Genomic DNA, 19,908 nt, shown 5'->3' on the forward strand with positions numbered 1-19,908 from the left:
CGCACCGCGCCTGAGCGACGGGCTCGCCTTAAGCTGTAACCGTGCACGGTGAATACAAGGTTCCAGGAGGAAAGCTCGTCGTCGTCGACCTCGAGGTCGAAGACGGCAGGATCGCCCGCTTCCGGCTCGCCGGCGACTTCTTCCTCGAACCCGACACCGCACTCGATGACATCGACCGGGCGGTCACCGGTCTGCCGGTCGAGACGGATGCCACGGCCATCGCCGCTGCAGTGCGCGGCGCTCTGCCCGACGGTGCACAGCTGCTCGGGTTCACTCCCGAAGCGGTCGGCACGGCCGTGCGTCGAGCACTCGTCACGGCACCGGGATGGAACGACTTCGACTGGGAGATCGTGCACGAGAAGGCGGTCTCGCCGCGCATGAACCTCGCGCTCGATGAGGTGCTCACCTCTCGGGTCGGTGAGGGGCGCCGTCGTCCGACGCTGCGCATCTGGGAGTGGGACCAGTCAGCCGTCGTCATCGGCTCATTCCAGTCGTACCGCAACGAGGTCGACCCCGAAGGTGCTGCCCGCCACGGCTTCGACGTCGTGCGCCGCATCTCGGGCGGTGGCGCGATGCTCATGGCGGCGGGGCAGATCATCACCTATTCGCTCTACGTGCCGGCGTCGCTCGTGCAGGGCATGACCTTCGCCGACTCCTATGCCTTCCTCGACGACTGGGTGCTGCAGGCCCTGCGCTCGCTCGGCATCGACGCGATCTATCAGCCCCTCAACGACATCGCCAGCTCGTCGGGCAAGATCGGCGGAGCCGCGCAGAAGCGCCTCGCCAACGGGGGAGTGCTGCACCACGCGACCCTGTCGTACGACATCGACGGCCAGACCATGACCGAGGTGCTGCGCATCGGCCGTGAGAAGCTCAGCGACAAGGGGACGACGTCGGCCGCGAAGCGGGTGGATCCGCTGCGCAGCCAGACCGGCCTCGCGCGGGCCGAGATCATCGAGCGCTTCAAGGACACCTTCCGCTCGCTCACCTCGGCGGAGGACGGCACGATCAGCGCCGACGAGTACGCGGATGCCGAGGCTCTGGTGGAGTCGAAGTTCGCCACCGACACGTGGCTGCACCGGGTTCCGTGACCGACCCCGCGCCTGACCCCTCGTCTGATCCCGGGGCGGTGGATCCCGCTCCAGTCGTCCGCGGTGACGTCTCGATCATCCAGGGCGACAACCTCGCCGTCGCGGCGACCCTGCCGTCGGCGTCGTTCACGCTCGTCTACCTCGACCCGCCGTTCAACACGGGCCGGACGCAGGAGCGACAGGTGGTCACCGCCCGTCGCACGTTCACGACTCAGCAAGAACCGGGTGCGTCCGGAATCGGACTCCCGGAATCCCGCGGGTCGGATGCGGCGGTCACGCCGATCGTGCTGAGTTCTGAACCGGCGGCGCCGCCGGCCGAGGTGCGGCACGGTTTCCACGGCCACGCCTATGAGCGGGTGCGCGGGATGCTCCGCACCTACGACGACCGCTTCGACGACTACGGCGCCTTCCTGATGCCGCGACTCGAGGAGGCGTGGCGACTGCTGGCCGACGACGGCACCCTCTACCTGCACCTCGACTACCGCGAGGCGCACTACGCGAAGGTGATGCTCGATGCGGTCTTCGGCCGCGACTGCTTCCTGAACGAGCTCATCTGGGCCTATGACTACGGTGCGAAGTCCCGCCGTCGGTGGCCCACCAAGCACGACACGATCCTCGTCTACGTGAAGAACCCCCGCGAGTACGTGTTCAACTCCGACGACATCGATCGCGAGCCGTACATGGCTCCCGGGCTCGTCACGGCCGAGAAGGCCGCCCGAGGCAAGCTGCCCACCGACGTGTGGTGGCACACGATCGTGCCGACGACCGGCCGCGAGAAGACCGGATATCCGACGCAAAAACCCGAGGGCATCCTGCGGCGCATCGTGCGGGCGTCCAGCCGTCCGGGCGACCGTGTGCTCGACCTCTTCGCCGGCAGCGGCACCACCGGGGCCGTCGCCTCGGCTCTCGGGCGCGACTCGGTGCTCGTGGACGACAACCCCGAGGCCGTGCGCGTCATGACGGAGCGGATGCCCGACGCCGTGGTGACCCGCATCGGGGAGTAGTCCCGCACGCGGAGCACTCTCAGCAAGGATGCTCGCCTGCCGCAACAGGCGTCAGCGTGGTGCGTGGGTTCTCGTGTGCGCGTGGCAACGCGCGAGCAGGTCGGCGCGGCGTCTGATGGCGGCTTGTGCGCTCTCGGTGACGCTGCGACCCACGCTGCTCGGGGTGGTCACATCGAGACCGGCGCGGGCGAACAGGACGTCGTAGAACGGAGCGAGAGTCTCGTCGGAGAACTTGAGCGTGCGACTGAGCGTCTGCAGCGGCGTGCCCCACCGACTGCCGCTGTCGGCATTGATATCCGCACCTTCATCGATCAGGCGGGCGAGCAGAGGCGCTTCGGCGGTGAAATCGTGTGCTGTCGCGCTCAGCAACACGTGCAGAGCGTTCACGTGGCTCTCGGTCGCTGCGGCGGCATCAGCACCGTCGTCGAGCAGTCGCGTGGCGATCGCGACCCGGCTGGCGGGATCGGCGTTGCGGAGGGCTCGCATCAGCAGGGTCGATCCGTCCTCGTCTGCCCATCGTGCGAGCGAGGGCTCGTAGTCGGCGAGAAACTCGGCCTCGTTCGTGATCGCGGAGAAGTAGGCGCGGGGGTAGACCATGACGTCGACACTAGGCGACGGGCGCGGTCCGTGGCGGGACCATACGGGACGAGGATCGGCCGACGGGACACCTCCCGGGCTGCCGTTCGGCGGGAGAGAGTCTCGGCGTGAGAGTGTGAGAGTCATGACCGAGTACGTCGAGGTGCAGACCGCCGCGGGGCGGGTTCGCGGGCGCTGGCGCCCGACCACCGGAGGCAGGGGCGCACCGCGGTCGGCGGCCTTCCTCGGCATCCCGTTCGCGGAGGCGCCGGTCGGTGACCTGCGGTTCCAGGCGCCGGTGCCGAAGGCGCCCTGGGACGGCATGCTCGACGCCCTCGAGTTCGCTGCGACCGCCCAGCGCGGCGATCCCGGGGCGACACTGATCCCCGAGCCGAGTGTCGAGGGCGACTCGACGCTGAACGTCAATGTCTTCACGCCCGACCCCACGGCGGCGGGTCTTCCCGTGCTGGTGTGGATCCACGGCGGCGGATACTTCGCGGGCTCTCCGGCGAGCCCCTGGTACGACGGCCGGAACTTCAACCGCGACGGCGTCGTCACCGTGTCGATCTCGTATCGGCTCGGCTTCGACGGATTCGGCTGGATCGAGGACGCCCCGTCGAACCGTGGCGTGCGCGACTGGCTGCTCGCTCTCGAATGGGTGCGGCAGAACATCGCCGCATTCGGCGGAGACCCCGAGCGGGTGACGATCGCCGGGCAGTCCGCGGGCGGCGGCGCCGTGCTGACCCTGCTCGGCATGGAGAAGGCGCAGCACCTGTTCCACGGCGTCTATGCGATCTCGGGAGCGCTCGGCGATGTCGCGGCACCGCGAGCCGAGGCATTCGGGCGGGCGCTCGCTGCGGCGGCGAGCGTCGACCCCACCGTGGCCGGATTCTCATCGGTCGCGGAAGAGCGTCTGCTCGCGCTGCAGAAGAAGGCCACCCAGCTCGGTCCGTCGTCGATGACCAGCATGATCGATGAGGGGCTTCCGCTCGGTCCCGCGATCGACGGCGACCTTCTCGTACGTCCGACCCCTGACTCTCTGCGTGCCGGCGTCGGTGCCGACAAGCCGCTCGTGATCGGCGCAGCCGACGACGAGTTCACCATGGCGTTCACGGGCAGCGCCGCGAGGGCGCTGCGCTGGGTGCCGCAGGGCGTCCTCTTGACCCGGCTGGGCCTGCGCAAGACGATCCGCGCGGACTATCTCGCCGCGAACGCCGACGTCGCCCGTCTCGGCAAGGCCCGCCTCGCCGGTCGCGTCCTCACCGATCGGATGTTCCGCAGCGGAGTTCCCCGCATCGCAGCCGCCCGGGGCGACGCGCCCACCTGGCTCTACCGGTTCTCGTGGCCGTCGGGGCATTTCGGCTTCGCGGAGCACTGCCTCGACGTGCCGTTCTTCTTCGACTGCCTCGACGGCCCCTCGATGGAGGCGCTCGCCGGACCGAATCCGCCGCAGGAACTCGCCGACGAGCTGCACGGTGCCGCCGTCGCGTTCCTCACCACGGGTGATCCCGGCTGGCCGGAGCACCAGGGGGATGCCGGAATGGTGCGGGTGTACGACCTGCCCACCCGCGACGTCGCCGATGCGTACGCGTCGGTGCGTGCGCTGGTCTGACACGCCTCGACGGGCCCGAGCCGGGCCCGAGCCGGGCCCGTGCGCGGCTGCGGGGCTCAGCTCACCCGGTAGGCGCGGTATCGCACGGCATCCGCCTGCCTCTGAGCGGCCGAGAGGAACAGGGTTCGCTGCAGGTGGGCCAGTGCCGGCGCGGCCGTCTCGATCTGCACGGTCGTGCGGAAGTAGTACGCGCCCGGGTCGACGTCCTCACCGCGTCGCAGCTGCTCGAGCACGTCGGGAGTCCCTGTGCGGAGTCCCTTCGCGTGCAGCAGCAGCAGGTCGCCTCCGTCGGTCCGTGCCGAGTAGCGGCCGTCGATCTCGATCGTCCCGTCGGGTCGCACGATCTGCCAGTCCGCTCCGCCGGCCAGGATCTCGGCCTCGACGGCGCCCGTGATGCGCCCGCCGAGGATCGGCACGACACGGCGATGACCGACGCTCGTGGCGTGGTGATCTTCGAGCGGGCCGAGGTCGACGGTGACGTCGAAGGCGAACTCGAGGTCGGGTCGGGGGAGTTCATCGTGCGAGGTCATCGGGTCTCCTCATGGTCGGGGGCGAGCAGGTCGCAGAGTCTCTCCAGCACGGGAACCGCGGCCGCGAGCGCGGTTCGCTCCTCATCGTCGAGCCGACTCGTCGCCTGTACGACGAGAGCGGAGTTCGCGGCGTCGAACCGGTCGAACAGGTCGAGCGCCTTCGCCGATGCCTGCACCATGACCCGACGGCCGTCGGAGGGCGCCGGGCGTCGTTCGATGAGGCCCTCGCCCTCCATCGCCCCGAGGAGATTGCTCACGGTCGATCGGCTGAGACGCAGCCGCGCGGCGATCTCCGCCGGACCCTTCGAGGTGCCGCGTGGCAGGGCCCGGATCACGTCGATCTGGGCATCCGACAGCTCGGGAAGCCCAGCCTCCGCCCGCGTCGCGGCGAGGAGCGCGCGCCGCAGGGGGGAGATGACGCCGGCGAGTCGAGCCGCATCGAAACCGCTCATCGACTCACCGCCGACGCCGGGGTGAGCGAGGGGCGCTCGTTGAGGATCTCGGGAAGGAAACCGGCCGCCTTCTTGTAGTCGGCGGCGATCCGCTCGCGCTCGTCAGAGGGGATCACGTCGTCGATGTCGGCGAAGCCCTGCGGCGCGCGCTCGCGAGCGAGCTGCATCACGCGCTCCGGCCCCGTGGCGCGAGTGCCGGCGAGCAGAGCGGTCATCGCGGGGCGGCGGTCCTGCTCGTATGCGGCGAGACCCTCGTCGATGCTCGGGGCTGTCGCGAGGTGGAAGGCCAGCGTGCGCGCATCGAGGATCGCCTGGGATCCGCCGTTCGATCCGTTCGGGTACATCGCGTGCGCGGCATCACCCAGCAGCGTGGTGCGACCGAACGTCCACTGCGGCAGTGCGTCTCGGTCGACCATGGGGTACTCGAGGATCTCGTCGGCGGCGGCTATCGCGGCCGGCACATCGAGCCAGTCGAAGCGCCAGTCGCGGAAGAGCTCGGCGATCGGTCCGGGCTCGACCTGGCGGTTCCAGTCGGCGTCTCCCGTGCCGCCGACGCGACGTTCGGCGATGAAGTTCACCAGCATCCGTCCGTCGGCGTCGGCGTCGGCGTCTGCGGGTGCGAGCGGATACGCGACGAACTTCTGCTCGCCGTCGCCCGCCATGATCATGGTGCGGCCGTCGAGGAACGCCGGAATCCGCGTGACCCCGCGCCACAGCGTGAGGCCGCTCCAGGGCGGGGCTCCTTCACTCGGGTAGCGCAGAGCACGCAGTGCCGAGTGGATGCCGTCGGCGCCGATGATCACGTCGGCGGTCTCCTCGACCGTGCCGTCGGCGGTGGCGAAGCGCGCGGTCTCGGTGCCGTCATCGTTCGTGGTGACGTCGATGAGGCGGTGATCGAGGCGGATGGGCTCTGCGAGTCGCGCTGCAGCGAGGTCACGCAGAGCGAGTTGCAGACGACCGCGGTGCACCGACAGCTGCGGCCAGCGGTATCCGGCCTCGCGCCCGCGCGGTTCGCTCCAGATCGGCTGCCCGAAGCGGTTGTAGTAGGCCAGCGTCTGCGGTTCGACCCCCAGCTCGGCGATGGTGTCGGCGATGCCGAGTTCGGTGAGCTCGCGCAGTGCGTGCGGCAGCAGGTTGATGCCCACGCCGAGCCCACGGATCGCCGTGCTCCGCTCGAACACGGCGACGTCGCGCAACCCGGCCTCGTGCAGGCTGACCGCTGTGGCGAGTCCGCCGATCCCCGCCCCGATGATGATGATCTTCATTGATCGCTCCTGTTCGCGGCTCATCCGAGCCGCCGTCAGATATAGTTTTGTCACAAAACCATATCTGACGCAAGAGGCGGATCGACCTAGCTCCTCAGCGAGCGGCGGCCGTGCGTGCGGCCTCGATGATCACGTCGACGCCCAGCAGGAAGAGCTCCCGGTCCTGCAGATCCGACAGCAGCGCGCTGTTCTCGGCGATCAGGGGGAACTGTCGCGGATCGGCGAGCAGCGGCGAGTCGATCCAGGGGCTGTCCTCGCCGTCGTGGCTGCGGTCCGCTCTCGCTCGAGCGATCCCCGCGGCGCCAGAAAGCACGTGCGAGGCGAGCAGTGCGTAGTGCCGCACCAGCTCCTGCCCTCGCAGCCCGGCGCGGTGGAAGGCATCGAGCATCAGCTCGATCGCCGCGAGCTCGCCCGCGCCGTGCGTGGTCAGGCTCGTCGCCTCCGCGCCGATGGCCGGGTAGCGGGTGAAGGAGGCGAGGGTCGCTTCGCTCAGCATGCGCAGGCGGCCCGCCCAGTCGTCGACCGGAAGGTCGACGCTTGCTGCGGCCTGGCCGTTGAGCTCGTCGAGGAGTGCGCCCATCAGGGCGTCCTTGCTCGCGAAGTGACGGTAGATGGCGGTCGGGTCGGCGCCGAGATGGGCACCGAGCTCTCGCACCGAGATGGATGCCGCTCCGGTCTCGGCGAGCTCCATGCCGGCGTCGATGATCGTCGCCCTGTCGAGCCGCACGCGCGCGGATGCCTTGTTCGCCATTCGTCTCTCCGGTCTTCTCTGCTCCATCGTGCCATGCGATGCGGCGATCCCGAGCCGATGGCAACGGAATCGCATCGCCTCTGACAACACTGTTGACACCATAGATGACCGAGGATACGTTTGTCGCGTTCCAGCAGCATCGACGATGAGGGAAGGTCCACTATGGCGAGCGAGTTCGTCTTCCACGGAGGTCTCGTGTTCACCGGCAGCGGTTCTCCGCTCGCGGATCATGCCGTCGTCGTACGCGACGGTCGCATCGCGGCGGTCGTCCCGGAATCCGAGGCGGACCTCGACACCTTCCCCGACTCGTGCCGCATCGACCTCGGCGGGGCGCTGCTCAGCCCCGGCTTCCAGGACGCGCACATCCACCCGGTGGGCGGCGGAATCGAGCTTCTGCAGTGCAATCTCTCGGACGCGGCCGATGCGGACGACACCGTCGCGATCATCCGCGCGTACTCACAGGCGCACCCGGAGGAGGAATGGATCCTCGGCGGAGGCTGGAGCATGGACCACTTCGCCGGGGGCAACCCGCGGCGTGAACTGCTCGACGACGCGACAGGCGGTCGGCCCGTGCTGCTGCAGAGCCGGGATCACCACAGCACGTGGGCGAGCACGGCGGCCATCGAGCGGGCGGGGATCACGGCCGAGACGGAGGACCCGGCGGACGGCCGGATCGTCCGCGATATCGACGGCTCTCCCGCCGGTACGTTCCACGAGGGCGCCGGCGACCTCTTCGCCGCGGTGCGCCCCGCGACCTCTGCCGATCTCGCCTACCAGGGACTTCTGCGTGCACAGGAAGAGCTCATCGCCCTCGGGATCACCGGGTGGCAGGACGCCATGGTCGGTGCGGACTCCGGCGGGATCTCGGATCCGCTCGCCGCGTATGAGCGGGCCGCAGCCGAGGGGCGATTGCTCGTGCACGTCGTGGGGGCGCAATGGTGGCTGCGAGACGGCGGAGTCGACCAGGTCGCCCGCATGACCGAACGCCGCGAGCGCGCCGCCGCCGCTCATCCCGATCGTCGGATCGACCTCGGAACCACGAAGATCATGGTCGACGGCGTCGCAGAGAACCAGACCGCGGCGATGCTCACCCCCTATCGGGACGAGTCCGGACACGACACGTGCAATCACGGGCTGAGCTTCATCGACCCGGACCGGCTGCGCGAATACGTGACGGCCCTCGACGCCTCCGGTCAGCAGGTGCACATGCACGCGCTCGGCGACCGCGCCGTGCGCGAGGCCCTCGATGCTCTGCAGGTCGCCCGTGACGCCAACGGCGACACCGACGGACGCCACCACCTCGCGCACCTCCAGGTCGTCTCGGAGGACGACACCACCCGCTTCGCGCCGCTCGGCGCGATCGCCAACATCCAGGCGCTCTGGGCGACCCACGAAGACCAGCTCGACGACCTGACGCTGCCGTTCCTGCAGGACGGACAGGTGGACCGCCAGTATCCGTTCGGCGATCTCGTGCGACAGGGTGCGCGACTGGCGGCGGGCAGCGATTGGCCGGTCTCCACGGCAGATCCGATCGCGGCCATCCATGTCGCCGTGAACCGCTCGTATCCGGGGTCCGAGCGGCCGCCGCTCGGGGGAGCGCATCAGCGACTCGACCTCGAGACGGCATTCGCCGCGTACACCTCGGGGTCCGCGTACGTGAACCGACGCGATGACGATACCGGCAGCATCCGCGAGGGATACCTCGCCAATCTCGTCGTGATCGAACCGAATCCCTTCCGACTGCCGGTGGCGGAACTGCACCGGGCGCGCGTCACGTCCACCTGGATAGACGGGCGCCGCGTCCACACGGCAGACGCTCTCGCCTCCACCTCGCCCGGCACCGACCGCAAGGAGTCCCGATGAACCGCACGCTCCGCTCCCGTTCCCTCGCCCGAGGAGGCGCGACCGCGCTCGTCGGCGTCCTTGCCGTCGCGGCGCTCGCCGGCTGCGGCCCGGCCGACACGACCGGCTCCGGGTCGGACGAGCCGATCGACTGGGAGCTGACCGAGACGACGGCCGCGCCCAGCGGCGACATCGACTCGTTCACGTTCGCGACCTATGCCGAGCCCTACTCGCTCGACTACGCCTACGCCTTCGACTACGCCGACAACTCGATCCTCGCCAACACCTGCGAGTCTCTGCTGCGGCTGAACCCGGACTACTCCCTCAGCCCCGGCCTCGCGGAATCGTTCGCGCATCCGACGCCCGACACCTGGGTGTACACGATCCGAGAGGGCGTCACCTTCCACGACGGCACTGCGCTCACAGCGGCCGATGCGGTCGCGTCGATGAGCAGACACCTCGACCCGGCCGTCGGATCGTTCTGGTACTCCGTCTACCAGAACGTGAAGTCGATCGAGCAGACCGGCGAGCGCGAGGTGACGGTGACGATGACCGGGCCCGACTCGCAGTTCAATCTCGGCATGGGCGGGTCCGCCGGCGTGATCGAGTCGGCCGCGACCCTGGCCGAGAAGGGCGCCGACTACGGCAACTCGACGGGCGGTGTGAACTGCACCGGTCCCTTCGAGCTGACCTCGTGGGAGTCCGGTGAGTCGATCACGATGACCCGCTACGACGACTACTGGGATGAGGGACTCCGGGCGCGGTCCGGCGAGGTCGAGTTCGTCTTCATGACCGACCCCACCGCGCGCATCAACGCACTCAAGTCCGGAAGCGTCGACGGATCGTGGATGGTTCCCATGGAGGCCGTCTCCACGCTCCGATCGGCGGGCAAGGGAGACGTGCTCTTCGGGATGAGCACCGCGGTGGGCAACATCGTGGTCAGCGATCTCGACGGTCCCCTCGGCGACGTGCGCGTGCGCAAGGCCCTGCTGCTCGCGATGGACCGTGACGACATCCTTCAGGCTGCGTACCGAGGCGTCGGCGAGACGACCGACGTGATGACCACCCCGTCGGTCTGGCAGGACGCCTCTGATGCCGCGCGCACCGCTGCGTTCGACGACGTCACCTCCTACGAGCAGGACCTCGAGCAGGCGAAGAGCCTCATCGCCGAAGCCGGCGCCGAAGGAGCCGAGCTGACCTACGTCACCGCGCCGATCAGCAACGACTTCGCCGTCATCTCGCAGGCGACCGTCGCCGCTGCCCGGTCGATCGGGCTGACGGTGAACGTCGAGACCGTCACCCCGAACGCCTACACCGCGCTGTTCTCCGACCCCACCGCCCGCGAAGGCGTCGACCTCTTCTACACGAGCTGGTATCTCTCGAGCCCGGATGCGTTGGAGATGTACTCCGTGCTTCGGACAGGCGACTTCAGCAACTACGGCGGGTGGTCCGACCCGGAGTTCGACGCGATCCTGCAGGAGGCCGTCACGATCGACGATCCGGCCGCGCGCAGCGAGCTCACAGCCGAGGCCCAGCGGATCGCGAATGCGGAGCTGCCGTGGCTCCCGCTGTATCAGGCGCCGATATCGCTCTATCTGGGCGAGAGGATCACCGGAGTCCAGCCGTCGATCGCCTTCATGTACTACCCGTGGGCGGCCACGATCGGCGCCCGATGACAGCCGCGCGCCGGGTCGCCGGGAAGCTCGGTGGGCTGCTGCTGACCCTGTTCCTGGCATCGCTGCTCGTCTTCTTCTCGCGCTTCCTCGTGCCCGGCGACCCGGTGAGCTTCCTGTTGCGCGGGCGCAAGCCCAGTGCAGAGGCGGTGGCGCAGGTGACCGCCCAGTACGGACTGGACCTGCCGCCGTGGGAGCAGTACCTGCGATGGGTTCTCGGTCTGCTCCACGGCGATCTCGGGCGCTCGCTGCAGTACCGGCAGGACGTCACCGAGGTGATAGGCGACCGGCTTCCCGTGACCCTCATGCTCGTCACGATGGCGGGGACGATCGTGCTGGTCGCCGGCGTCGTGCTCGGTGCTGTCGCGGCGCTGAACCGCGGGAGGGCGCTGGATCGCTTCGTCCTGATCGGACTCACGGTGCTCGGCGCGATCCCGTCGTTCGTCGGGGCGATCGTCCTCATCGCGGTGTTCTCCGTGCAGCTCGGCTGGTTCCCCTCCTTCGGGTCGGGCCAGGGCTTCATCGACATGGTCTATCACCTGACCCTGCCGTCGATCGCCCTGGCGCTCGTCTTCATCGTGCTGGTCGGCAAGGTCACCAGGTCGGCCATGGTCGATCAGCTGAGCCGTGAGCACGTCGAGGTGTCGACGAGTCGGGGCGTGCGTCGATCGATCGTCGTGCGGCGGCACGTGCTGCGCAACGCCCTCGGTCCGATCCTGACCGTGAGCGGCGTGCTCGTGGCGGGGCTCATCGTCGCCAGCTCGATCGTCGAGGCGGCGTTCGGGCTGTCGGGGATCGGGTCGCTTCTCGTGCAGTCCGTCGATCGGCTCGACTTCCCCGTGGTGCAGGCCATCGTCCTCTTCGTCGTCTGCGCGTTCGTCGTCATGAACGCGATCGTCGACGTCCTCGAACCCTGGATCGACCCCCGATCCGCTGCAGGAGCTGGTGCCCGATGACCTCCTCGACTCCGACGCTCGCGATGCGGGTGCTGCGCGCACCTCGCGGGCGCCGCCCGCGATTCCTCTACCTGGCCAGCGTCGTCGTTCTCGGCGCGGTCGTGCTGGCGGCGATCTTCGCCCCCTTCGTGGCACCCTACGACCCGGATGCGGTGGACTTCACGTCGTTCCTCGCGCCGCCGTCCGCGGCCCACTGGCTCGGCACCGACTCCCTCGGACGTGACCTGCTGAGCCGCCTCATCTACGGCGGTCGCACGGCGCTCATCGGCCCGCTGCTCGTCGTGCTGTTCTCCACCGTCCTCGGCATCCTGCTGGGGCTGTGGGCCGGGTGGCGCGGAGGGTGGATCGATGCCGCACTCAGCCGGATGTTCGACGTGCTGTTCGCCTTCCCGTCTCTGCTGATCGCGATCATGGCGGTCGCGCTGTTCGGCAAGGGGCTGGTCGCCCCGGTCATCGCCATGAGCATCGCGTACGCGCCGTTCGTGGCACGGCTCACGAGGTCGCTGGTCATGGCCGAGCGCTCGAGGCCGTATGTCTCGGCCTATCGGGTGCAGGGATTCGGCGGAGGCTGGATCGCCTCGCGGCGAGTGCTGCCGAACGTCACGCCGATCGTGGGCGCGCAGTCGACCCTCAACTTCGGATACGTGCTCGCCGAGCTCGCCGGCCTGTCGTTCCTGGGGCTCGGCGTGCAGGCGCCGACCGCCGACTGGGGCGCGATGATCAACGAGGCGCAGTCGGGAGTCGCCGCAGGGCAGTTCCTGCCGGCGATCGCCCCGGCCATAGCCGTCGTGCTCGTCGTCGTGTGCGTGAACATCATCGGCGAAGAACTGTCCGACCGAATCGGCGGAGGGAACCCCTCATGAACGCTCTGCTCGACATCCGCGACCTGACGCTCGATCTTCCGAACGGCACCAGACTGCTGCACGGCATCTCGCTGCGGATCGCCTCCGGCGAGACCGTCGGCCTCGTCGGCGAGTCCGGCTCGGGCAAGTCGCTCACGGCCCGTGCGGTGCTGGGTCTTCTTCCCGATCGTGCGACCGTCGGCGGAGCCGTCGCTGTGAACGGACGGTCCCCGCTCGCGGGCGCGGCGGAGCGACAGGAGATCCGTCGGCACGAGGCCGCGATGGTCTTCCAGGATCCGCGCGCCGGCATCAACCCGATGCGGACGATCGGCGATCACATCACCGAAGGGCTGCGGCTCTGCGAGGGGTGGGCGAAGGAGGCCGCTCGCACCCGCGCCGTCGAGCTCCTCTCCGCCGTCAGGCTTCCCGCTCCGGCGGAACATCTGTCGCAGCATCCGCACGAGCTGTCGGGCGGCATGCTGCAGCGGGTCATGATCGCCGGGGCCCTGAGCACATCTCCCGGCCTGCTCGTCTGCGATGAGCCGACCACCGCTCTCGACGTCACGACACAGGCGGAGATCATCCAGGTGCTGCGGGATCTCTGCGAGCAGAGCGGGATGGGGATGCTGTTCATCACCCACGACCTCAACCTCGCGGGGTCGCTCTGCGATCGGCTCGTCGTCATGAAGGACGGCGCGATCGTCGAGGAGGGGGTGGCGCGGGACGTGCTGGTGGCGCCGACCGCCGAGTACACCCGGCGTCTGGTCGCGGCGACCCCCCGCATCTCGGGGGAGATCTCACCGCCGACGGCCGTGTCGGGTGCCGAGGCGCAACTCGTCGTGACGGGGGTGGGCAAGACGTATCGGCGGCGCGGTGCGGAGCCGGTCTCCGCCGTGATCGACGCGGGTCTGGTCGTTCCCCGCGGCGGTGCGCTCGCCGTCGTGGGCGAATCCGGGTCGGGCAAGTCGACTCTGGCGCGGATGATCGTCGGACTCGAGGAGCCGGATGCCGGAGCGATCACGATCGGCGGCCGATCCATGGCGGGCATCCCGCGATCGCGCGCCGAGCGGCTCGAGCGTGCCAAGAGCGTGCAGATGGTCTTCCAAGACCCGTACCTCTCGCTCGATCCGCGAATTCCCGTGGGGCGAGCGATAGAGGATGTGCTGAGACTCCACGGCGGCCGCACGGGGAACGACGCGGCCGAGCGCGTGCGCGAACTGATCACCGCCGTGGGGCTGGGAGAAGAGCATCTCACCGCCCGCCCGCGCACGCTGTCAGGCGGCCAACGTCAGCGTGTGGCGATCGCCAGGGCGCTCGCCGTCGAACCCGAGCTGCTGGTGATGGATGAGGCGACGAGCGCACTCGACGTGTCCGTGCAGGCTCAGGTGCTCGATCTCGTCGCCCGGATCCGCCGGGAGCAGGGGCTGACCCTGCTCTTCATCAGTCATGACCTGGCGGTCGTGCGAAGAGTCTGCGCCGAGACGATCGTGATGCGTCGCGGGGAGATCGTGGAGGCGGGCGCGACAGAGCGTCTGCTGAGCGATCCCCAGCACGAATACACCCGGTTGCTGATCGACTCGGTGCCCGTGCCGATCACGTGAACCGAGGCGGCGACGCACGGGACGGTGCGTCGCCGCGTCGGTTCACTCGCGCGTGTGCACGACGGCTCCGCCCACGATCGTGACGGCGGTGCCCACGCTGATCAGCGCCTCGGCCGGGATGGCGAACGGATCGACGGTCGACACCGCGATGTCGGCACGGCCGCCGATGCGCAGCATCCCCCCTCCGCCCAGCACGAGCTCGGCGGATCCGCTGGTGTACGCGGCGAGCGCCTCGGTGAGGGTGAGACGCTGGGTGGCGTCGAGGGGTTCGCGCGGCTGCCCGTCGGGGCCGGGGAGAGTGCGGTTGACGGCGACGTGGATCGCGAGCCACGGGTCGGCCGGCGATACGGGCCAGTCCGACCCCATGGCGATCGCGGCACCGCTGTCGGCGATCGCCCGGAACGGGTAGCCCGCGCGCATCCGCGCGTCGCCGATCATCGGCACGACGGCCGGGTCGACGGATGCCCAGAGGCCCTGGATGTTCGCGGTGATGCCGAGAGGGCCGAAGCGGCGGGCATCGTCGGGGTGGACCATCGACAGGTGCGCGAAGTGATGGCGCTGACCGGTGCCGTTGGCGCGTCGGGCAGCCTCGACCGCGGCCAGGGCGACACGCACGCCGCGGTCGCCCATGATGTGCAGGTGCATCGCGAACCCCGCGGCGTCGAGCGAGACGACGAGTGCCTCCAGTGCCTCGGCGTCGATGTGCAGTTCCCCGCTGCCGGCGTGGCTGCAGTACGGCTCGAGCAGCGCCGCGGTCTCGCCGTGGGGAACGCCGTCGACCATCGCCTTGGCGGTCGATGTGTCGAATCCGGCGGCCGCGTTCGCTGTTCGCACAGCGACGAAGCGCTCGACCAGCTCGGGCACCTGCGCGGCGGTGGTGCCGGGGGGAACCCAGAGCGCGCCGGACGTGCGGCTGCGGAGAGTGCCGTCGGCGATGGTCGCGAGATACGCGGCAGTGCAGTCGGCCTTGCCGTTGTACTCGCCGAGGATGGCCTCGTGCCAGCCGGTGATGCCGAGCGTCCAGAGGAAGTCCTGCGCGTTGAGCAGGCCAGCCGATATATCGGCATCGGTCGACGCCGGGATCGCTCGACCGACGAGCTCGGCCGCCGTCTCGTTGAGGTATCCGGTCGGTTCGCCCTCGTCGTCATGGTGGATGTGACCGTTCGGCGGCGCCGGGGTGTCGCGGTCGACTCCGGCGAGCTGCAGCGCGCGCGAGTTGACCCAGAGGGTGTGGTGCCCGGCGTCGCTGAGCGCCACAGGGCGGTCGGGCACGATCGCGTCGAGCAGCTGCCTGGTCGGGTGCGGGAACAGCTCGTGGCTCCAGCCGCCGCCGGTGATCCACTCGGCATCCGTCGCCTCGGCCGCTGCCGCGATCAGCGACAGCGTCTCGTCGACCGTGCTCGCGCCGGTGAGATCGCAGCTGAGCCGCTCGACACCAGCGAACGCGGCATGGATGTGCGCGTCGACGAAACCCGGAAGGATGCCGCCGCCGGCCGCCTCGATCACCCGGGTGTCCGGGCCAGCCAGGGCACGGATCTCGTCGTCGGAGCCGATCGCGATGATGCGCTCGCCGCGGATGGCGACGGCGGTGTCGGCGGTGCCCACCCGGCCGTCGAACACGTGGCCGTCGACGATGCACAGGTCGGCGGTGAGGGTGCGGGTCATGGTCGTGCCTCTCGTCGTGGCGGCTGCGCCGCTCTGGTCGTGCTCGTCGATCATCTCGTCACACCACTCGGAAGACGCGGATGACGACCTGGTCGTCTCCCGGTCGCGCGTAGCCGACGAACTGCGACTCGGCGAGCCAACGCAGGGGCTCCGCATCCGTCTGGAACACGAACGCCGTGCGGTAGTAGAGATCGTGCTCGGACGGCTGTCCGCCCGACTCGAACTGCGCGATCGCCGCCTCGTTCGCCCGCCAATAGCCGCGGTTGACGACATCGACGAGATGGCCGTCGATCTCGATCAGATACCGCGCATCGAGCTGGGTGGTGACGCCATGGTCGACCCACCAGTCGCCTCCGCCCGGAACGACACGCCCTTCAGCGCGAGGCCCGGTGACGCGGCCGCCGATGATCGGAGTGAAGTGCAGATGGCCGCCCTCACCCCGACCGATGCGCTGAGGCGGGGTCACATCGACCTGCAGCTCGAAGCAGAACTCGAATGCGGGGGTCATCAGCTCGGTGTCGGTCATCGCCGTCTCCTCGTGGTCGGTCGGTCGAGTCCGATCGTCGGGATCGGAGTAGTGCGCACCGGAATGCGCCGCTGCGGCGCCCAGCCCTCGCTCGGGATCGAGTCGAGAAGCAGGCGGGTGTACTCAGCCTGAGGGTCGTCGAGCACGGTGCCGGTAGCGCCGCGCTCCTCGATGCGGCCCTCGCGCATCACCACCACGTCGTCGCACAGTCGGCGGATGACGGTGAGGTCGTGTGTGATCATCAGCAGCGCGACGCCGGTCTCGAGGCGGATGCGTTCGAGCAGCGTCAGGATCTCGACTCGGGTGGTGACGTCGAGCGCCGACACGGCCTCGTCGAGCACGAGGATGCGCGGCTCGGCGGCCAGTGCCCGCGCGATCGCCACACGCTGCCGCTGGCCTCCGGAGAGCGAGCGCGGACGCGCGTCGAGCAGGGCGGGGTCGAGGCGCACGGAGTCCATCAGTGCGCCCACTCGCGCGGAGAGCGCGGCGCGGTCGTCGTCGCGGCGGTGCACGCGGATCGCTTCGGTGAGGCACTGTCGCACGGTCTGGCGTCGGTCGAGCGACTGATACGGATCCTGGAAGACCATCTGCGCGGTCTTCGCGCGGATGCGGCGCTCGGTGCCCGAGGCGGCGGGTGTGCTCCAATCGGAGCCGCCGACGTGCACGGTGCCGGCATCCGTGCGCTCCAGGCCGCAGATGATGCGGGCCGTGGTGGATTTACCCGACCCGGATTCCCCGACGATGCCTAGAGATCCTCCGGCAGCGAGGGTGAACGAGACGTCGTCGACGGCGGTGAGCACCTCGTGCCCGCGCCCACGGGCCGCTCGCACGCGGAATCGCTTGCTGAGACCGTCCACTCGCAGGAGCGGCTCGGTCTCGGCGGAACTCGACGGCCCCGCGGTCAGCGGCACGGCGTCGAGCGAGGCCGACATGAGGATGCGCGTGTAGTCCTGCGCGGCATCCTCTCTCATGCTCCCCGCCCGCAGCGTCTCGATCGTGCGCCCCTCTTTCATCACCACGACCCGATCACAGACGGCACCGGCGAGAGCGAGGTCGTGGGTGATGAACAGCAGCGACAGGTCGCGGTGGCGACGCAGGTCGCCGATCACCGCCATGACCTCCTCCTGTGTGGTCACATCGAGGGCGGTGGTGATCTCGTCGGCGAGCAGCAAACGGGGATCCATCGCCAGAGTGGATGCGATCATGACCCGCTGCAGCAGGCCGCCCGACAGTTCGGCCGGTCGCTGGCGCAGTCGACGGGCGGGAGAGGGGACTCCGACCTCGTCGAGCAGCTCGATCGCACGACGCTCGGCGGCGTCGACGGTGAAGCCTGCCACGGTGACCAGCGCCTCGGTGAGGAAGTCGCCGATCGTCCGCAGCGGGTTGAGGTGCGCGCGGGGCGTCTGGAACGCCATGCCGATGCGCAGCGCCCGCAGCTCGCGTCGCCCGCGGTCGTCGAGGGACGCGAGGTCCTGGCCTTCGACGCGGATGCTTCCCGCCGTCGTGAAGGACTCGGGCAGGAGGCCGGCGATCGCCCGCACGCTCAGCGTCTTCCCCGAGCCGGACTCGCCGACGAGGCCGACGGACTCGCCGAGGTCGACGTCGAGCGTGCAGTCGTGAACCAGCATGCGAGGCCCCTCGGGAGTCTGCATGCCGATCGCCAGGCCGTGCAGTTCGAGCACCGGTGCCGTCATCGTTCCTTCTCCTCTGCCCAGGTGGTGGTGCGTGCGCCGATGATGCCGACCGCGAGCACGGTGACGACGATCAGCGCCGCCGGGAAGAGCGACTGCTCGGGAGCCCCGGCGAGTATGGCGGCCTGCCCTCCGGCGATCATGGATCCCCAGTCGGCGGCGGGAGGCTGCTGGCCGAGACCCAGGAACGAGATCGCGGCGAGGTCGAGCATCGCGTAGCCGAAGCCGACCGTCGCCTGGGCGGCGACGACCGGGATGAGTGCGGGGATCAGATGACGGAAGCAGATCGCCGCGCTCGACACCCCCTGCACCCGCAGCGCTGCGACGTAGGGACGACCCAGTTCGCGCGAGGCCGCCGTCTGGGTGAGGCGCGCGACGACCGGGATGTACGCGATCGACAGTGCGACGACCGGGGCGACGAGTCCCTTGCCGAACATGGCCACGGCGAGGACGGCGAGCACCAGGCCCGGGATGGCGAAGATCACGTCGATGATGCGCGCGATCGTGCCGCGGACGAATCCGCCGAACCAGGCGGAGGTGACGGCCAGCGCCATGCCGAGCGTGGTGGAGAGCACGACGACGATGACCGGGGCCGCGACACTGGCCGAGGCGCCGGCGAGAACCCGCGACAGGATGTCCCTGCCGAGGTCATCGGTGCCGAACGGATGGTCGAGGGAGACCACGCCGTTCGTGGGCCCGACGTAGAGCTGGTCGGGTGAGTAGGGGGCGAGCCAGGGGCCGGCGACGGCGATCACGGCGATGACCGCGAGCACGACGACGGCCACGACCACGAGCGGGTCCCGTCGGGCGAGACGACGTGCGGCGACGGGGATGCGCCCCGCGGCGAGCTGACCGACGCTCATGCGTTCCTCCTGGTTCCCGCGCTGTCGGGATCGATCGCCGCCGCCAGCAGGTCGGCGATCGCGTTCAGTACCACGAACAGCGTGACGAGCAGCAGCGAGACGACCTGCACGACCGGGAGGTCTTTGCGGGCCGCAGCCTCGGTGAGGAGGGAGCCGATGCCGCCGAGGCCGAAGGCCTGCTCGGCGATTGCCGAGGCCGCGAAGAGCCCGGCGATCGTCGTGCCCGAGATCGCCAGGATCTGCGGCGCCGCGTTATGGAAGACGTGACGACGGAACACCCGCGGCCACGGGATGCCGCGGACCCGGGCCGTCTCGACATGCTCGGAGTGCAGCTGCGCCACGAGAGCGCTGCGCGTCACCCGGCTGATGTACGCGATGAACATCAGCGCGAGCGACGCCGCAGGCAGAACGAGGTGCCAGAGCCGATCGAGTCCTTCGTCACCCGCCCCGAAGGTCGGGAACCAGCCGAGCGAGGTGGCGAAGATCCAGATCAACAGGATCGCGACGATGAACGTAGGCAGAGCCATGCCGAGCGACGTCGAGACCGAGACGATCATGTCGGTACGGCGGCCGCTCACCGCGGCGAGGATGCCGGAGCCGAGGCCGAACACCGCGATCAGGGCCGTCGTGAGCAGCACCAGTTGGAAGGTCACCTCGAAGCGGGCCCCCACGAGCACGGAGACGTCGGTCTTGTAGACGAACGACCGGCCGAAGTCGCCGGTGACGACGCCGCCGAGCCAGTGCAGGTACTGCAACCAGACCGGGTCGTCGAGTCGGTACTCGGCGCGGATGGCCGCGATGAGCTCCGGGGTCGGACGAGCACCGCCCGCCAGCGCCGACACCGGGTCCCCGGGCGTCAGCAGCAGCGCCGAGAAGATGATGACGCTGGCGAGGAAGAGCGTGAGCGCGAGTCCGCCCAGCTTTCCGAGCACCATCCTGATCATGAGGGGATCCGTTCTGTCGTCCTG

The 19,908-nt window shown here is 69.6% G+C and carries 18 protein-coding genes; 8 read left to right on the forward strand and 10 right to left on the reverse strand.

Annotated features, from left to right (window positions below; genetic code table 11):
- Positions 1-41: 41 nt before the first annotated feature.
- Positions 42-1,091, forward strand: a complete 1,050-nt coding sequence (locus tag ASE34_RS12625) for a biotin/lipoate A/B protein ligase family protein (protein WP_056279192.1) — start codon at positions 42-44, stop codon at positions 1,089-1,091.
- 38 nt (positions 1,092-1,129) lie between these two features.
- Complete coding sequence (locus ASE34_RS12630; protein WP_056279195.1) at positions 1,130-2,095, forward strand: DNA-methyltransferase; 966 nt, start codon at positions 1,130-1,132, stop codon at positions 2,093-2,095.
- Positions 2,096-2,146: 51 nt separating this feature from the next.
- Here the strand turns inward: ASE34_RS12630 and ASE34_RS12635 are convergent, their stop codons facing one another.
- Entirely contained in the window at positions 2,147-2,692 is a 546-nt protein-coding gene (locus ASE34_RS12635) for a hypothetical protein (protein ID WP_056279197.1), read from the reverse strand.
- Positions 2,693-2,816: 124 nt separating this feature from the next.
- Between ASE34_RS12635 and ASE34_RS12640 the strand changes: the two genes are divergently transcribed.
- Positions 2,817-4,283, forward strand: coding sequence for a carboxylesterase/lipase family protein (locus ASE34_RS12640; protein WP_056279200.1), 1,467 nt, complete (start codon positions 2,817-2,819; stop codon positions 4,281-4,283).
- Between the two features lie 56 nt (positions 4,284-4,339).
- On the opposite strand, the gene ASE34_RS12645 is transcribed toward ASE34_RS12640, so the two are convergent.
- The 4 genes from ASE34_RS12645 to ASE34_RS12660 form a co-directional block, all read right to left on the reverse strand.
- Positions 4,340-4,813: a DUF3237 domain-containing protein gene (locus ASE34_RS12645; protein ID WP_056279203.1), complete on the reverse strand. Its 474-nt coding sequence runs from the start codon at positions 4,811-4,813 to the stop codon at positions 4,340-4,342.
- Positions 4,810-5,265 carry a MarR family winged helix-turn-helix transcriptional regulator gene (locus ASE34_RS12650; protein WP_056279205.1) on the reverse strand — a complete coding sequence of 152 codons (456 nt, stop codon included), beginning with the start codon at positions 5,263-5,265 and terminating at the stop codon, positions 4,810-4,812. The genes ASE34_RS12645 and ASE34_RS12650 overlap by 4 nt, the downstream gene beginning before the upstream one ends.
- A complete protein-coding gene (locus ASE34_RS12655; RefSeq protein ID WP_056279208.1) occupies positions 5,262-6,530 on the reverse strand; it encodes a flavin-dependent oxidoreductase in 1,269 nt (422 codons plus the stop codon). The genes ASE34_RS12650 and ASE34_RS12655 overlap by 4 nt, the downstream gene beginning before the upstream one ends.
- A 94-nt stretch (positions 6,531-6,624) precedes the next feature.
- Positions 6,625-7,281, reverse strand: coding sequence for a TetR/AcrR family transcriptional regulator (locus ASE34_RS12660; protein WP_072591912.1), 657 nt, complete (start codon positions 7,279-7,281; stop codon positions 6,625-6,627).
- Positions 7,282-7,443: 162 nt separating this feature from the next.
- Here ASE34_RS12660 and ASE34_RS12665 point away from each other — a divergent pair, with 162 nt between their 5' ends.
- From ASE34_RS12665 to ASE34_RS12685, 5 genes are read left to right on the forward strand one after another with little or no spacing between them, the layout of a single operon-like run.
- A complete protein-coding gene (locus ASE34_RS12665; RefSeq protein WP_056279210.1) occupies positions 7,444-9,144 on the forward strand; it encodes an amidohydrolase in 1,701 nt (566 codons plus the stop codon).
- Positions 9,141-10,799 (forward strand): ABC transporter substrate-binding protein, encoded by a 1,659-nt coding sequence (locus tag ASE34_RS12670; RefSeq protein WP_056279213.1) that lies wholly within the window; start codon positions 9,141-9,143, stop codon positions 10,797-10,799. The genes ASE34_RS12665 and ASE34_RS12670 overlap by 4 nt, the downstream gene beginning before the upstream one ends.
- Positions 10,796-11,752 (forward strand): ABC transporter permease, encoded by a 957-nt coding sequence (locus ASE34_RS12675; RefSeq protein WP_082586693.1) that lies wholly within the window; start codon positions 10,796-10,798, stop codon positions 11,750-11,752. The genes ASE34_RS12670 and ASE34_RS12675 overlap by 4 nt, the downstream gene beginning before the upstream one ends.
- The gene (locus ASE34_RS12680; protein WP_056279216.1) at positions 11,749-12,615 is read left to right on the forward strand and encodes an ABC transporter permease; all 867 of its coding nucleotides are present in this window, start codon (positions 11,749-11,751) and stop codon (positions 12,613-12,615) included. The genes ASE34_RS12675 and ASE34_RS12680 overlap by 4 nt, the downstream gene beginning before the upstream one ends.
- Positions 12,612-14,195 carry an ABC transporter ATP-binding protein gene (locus ASE34_RS12685; RefSeq protein ID WP_056279219.1) on the forward strand — a complete coding sequence of 528 codons (1,584 nt, stop codon included), beginning with the start codon at positions 12,612-12,614 and terminating at the stop codon, positions 14,193-14,195. The genes ASE34_RS12680 and ASE34_RS12685 overlap by 4 nt, the downstream gene beginning before the upstream one ends.
- Before the next feature lie 42 nt (positions 14,196-14,237).
- Here the strand turns inward: ASE34_RS12685 and ASE34_RS12690 are convergent, their stop codons facing one another.
- The 5 genes from ASE34_RS12690 to ASE34_RS12710 are packed head-to-tail and all read right to left on the reverse strand — an operon-like array spanning position 14,238 to position 19,884.
- On the reverse strand, positions 14,238-15,914 hold the full coding sequence (locus ASE34_RS12690; protein WP_230100898.1) for an amidohydrolase: 1,677 nt from the start codon (positions 15,912-15,914) through the stop codon (positions 14,238-14,240).
- Between the two features lie 4 nt (positions 15,915-15,918).
- Complete coding sequence (locus ASE34_RS12695) at positions 15,919-16,386, reverse strand: DUF3237 domain-containing protein (protein WP_056279221.1); 468 nt, start codon at positions 16,384-16,386, stop codon at positions 15,919-15,921.
- Positions 16,383-18,080 carry a nickel ABC transporter ATP-binding protein NikE gene (nikE, locus tag ASE34_RS12700; RefSeq protein ID WP_056279224.1) on the reverse strand — a complete coding sequence of 566 codons (1,698 nt, stop codon included), beginning with the start codon at positions 18,078-18,080 and terminating at the stop codon, positions 16,383-16,385. Before nikE ends, ASE34_RS12695 begins: the two co-directional genes overlap by 4 nt.
- Complete coding sequence (locus ASE34_RS12705; protein ID WP_056279225.1) at positions 18,077-18,940, reverse strand: ABC transporter permease; 864 nt, start codon at positions 18,938-18,940, stop codon at positions 18,077-18,079. Before ASE34_RS12705 ends, nikE begins: the two co-directional genes overlap by 4 nt.
- On the reverse strand, positions 18,937-19,884 hold the full coding sequence (locus tag ASE34_RS12710; protein WP_056279229.1) for an ABC transporter permease: 948 nt from the start codon (positions 19,882-19,884) through the stop codon (positions 18,937-18,939). Before ASE34_RS12710 ends, ASE34_RS12705 begins: the two co-directional genes overlap by 4 nt.
- Between the last annotated feature and the right edge of the window lie 24 nt (positions 19,885-19,908).

The sequence above is a fragment of the Microbacterium sp. Root280D1 genome, from assembly GCF_001428975.1.
Taxonomy (GTDB): Bacteria; Actinomycetota; Actinomycetes; order Actinomycetales; family Microbacteriaceae; genus Microbacterium.

What these genes read in the sequence shown, in the direction of transcription:
- ASE34_RS12635 (WP_056279197.1), bottom strand. Translation starts at nt 2,692, where the DNA reads ATGGTCTACCCCCGCGCCTACTTCTCCGCGATCACGAACGAGGCCGAG.
- ASE34_RS12640 (WP_056279200.1), top strand. Translation starts at nt 2,817, where the DNA reads ATGACCGAGTACGTCGAGGTGCAGACCGCCGCGGGGCGGGTTCGCGGG.
- ASE34_RS12645 (WP_056279203.1), bottom strand. Translation starts at nt 4,813, where the DNA reads ATGACCTCGCACGATGAACTCCCCCGACCCGACCTCGAGTTCGCCTTC.
- ASE34_RS12650 (WP_056279205.1), bottom strand. Translation starts at nt 5,265, where the DNA reads ATGAGCGGTTTCGATGCGGCTCGACTCGCCGGCGTCATCTCCCCCCTG.
- ASE34_RS12655 (WP_056279208.1), bottom strand. Translation starts at nt 6,530, where the DNA reads ATGAAGATCATCATCATCGGGGCGGGGATCGGCGGACTCGCCACAGCG.
- ASE34_RS12660 (WP_072591912.1), bottom strand. Translation starts at nt 7,281, where the DNA reads ATGGCGAACAAGGCATCCGCGCGCGTGCGGCTCGACAGGGCGACGATC.
- ASE34_RS12665 (WP_056279210.1), top strand. Translation starts at nt 7,444, where the DNA reads ATGGCGAGCGAGTTCGTCTTCCACGGAGGTCTCGTGTTCACCGGCAGC.
- ASE34_RS12670 (WP_056279213.1), top strand. Translation starts at nt 9,141, where the DNA reads ATGAACCGCACGCTCCGCTCCCGTTCCCTCGCCCGAGGAGGCGCGACC.
- ASE34_RS12675 (WP_082586693.1), top strand. Translation starts at nt 10,796, where the DNA reads ATGACAGCCGCGCGCCGGGTCGCCGGGAAGCTCGGTGGGCTGCTGCTG.
- ASE34_RS12680 (WP_056279216.1), top strand. Translation starts at nt 11,749, where the DNA reads ATGACCTCCTCGACTCCGACGCTCGCGATGCGGGTGCTGCGCGCACCT.
- ASE34_RS12685 (WP_056279219.1), top strand. Translation starts at nt 12,612, where the DNA reads ATGAACGCTCTGCTCGACATCCGCGACCTGACGCTCGATCTTCCGAAC.
- ASE34_RS12690 (WP_230100898.1), bottom strand. Translation starts at nt 15,914, where the DNA reads ATGATCGACGAGCACGACCAGAGCGGCGCAGCCGCCACGACGAGAGGC.
- ASE34_RS12695 (WP_056279221.1), bottom strand. Translation starts at nt 16,386, where the DNA reads ATGACCGACACCGAGCTGATGACCCCCGCATTCGAGTTCTGCTTCGAG.
- nikE (WP_056279224.1), bottom strand. Translation starts at nt 18,080, where the DNA reads ATGACGGCACCGGTGCTCGAACTGCACGGCCTGGCGATCGGCATGCAG.
- ASE34_RS12705 (WP_056279225.1), bottom strand. Translation starts at nt 18,940, where the DNA reads ATGAGCGTCGGTCAGCTCGCCGCGGGGCGCATCCCCGTCGCCGCACGT.
- ASE34_RS12710 (WP_056279229.1), bottom strand. Translation starts at nt 19,884, where the DNA reads ATGATCAGGATGGTGCTCGGAAAGCTGGGCGGACTCGCGCTCACGCTC.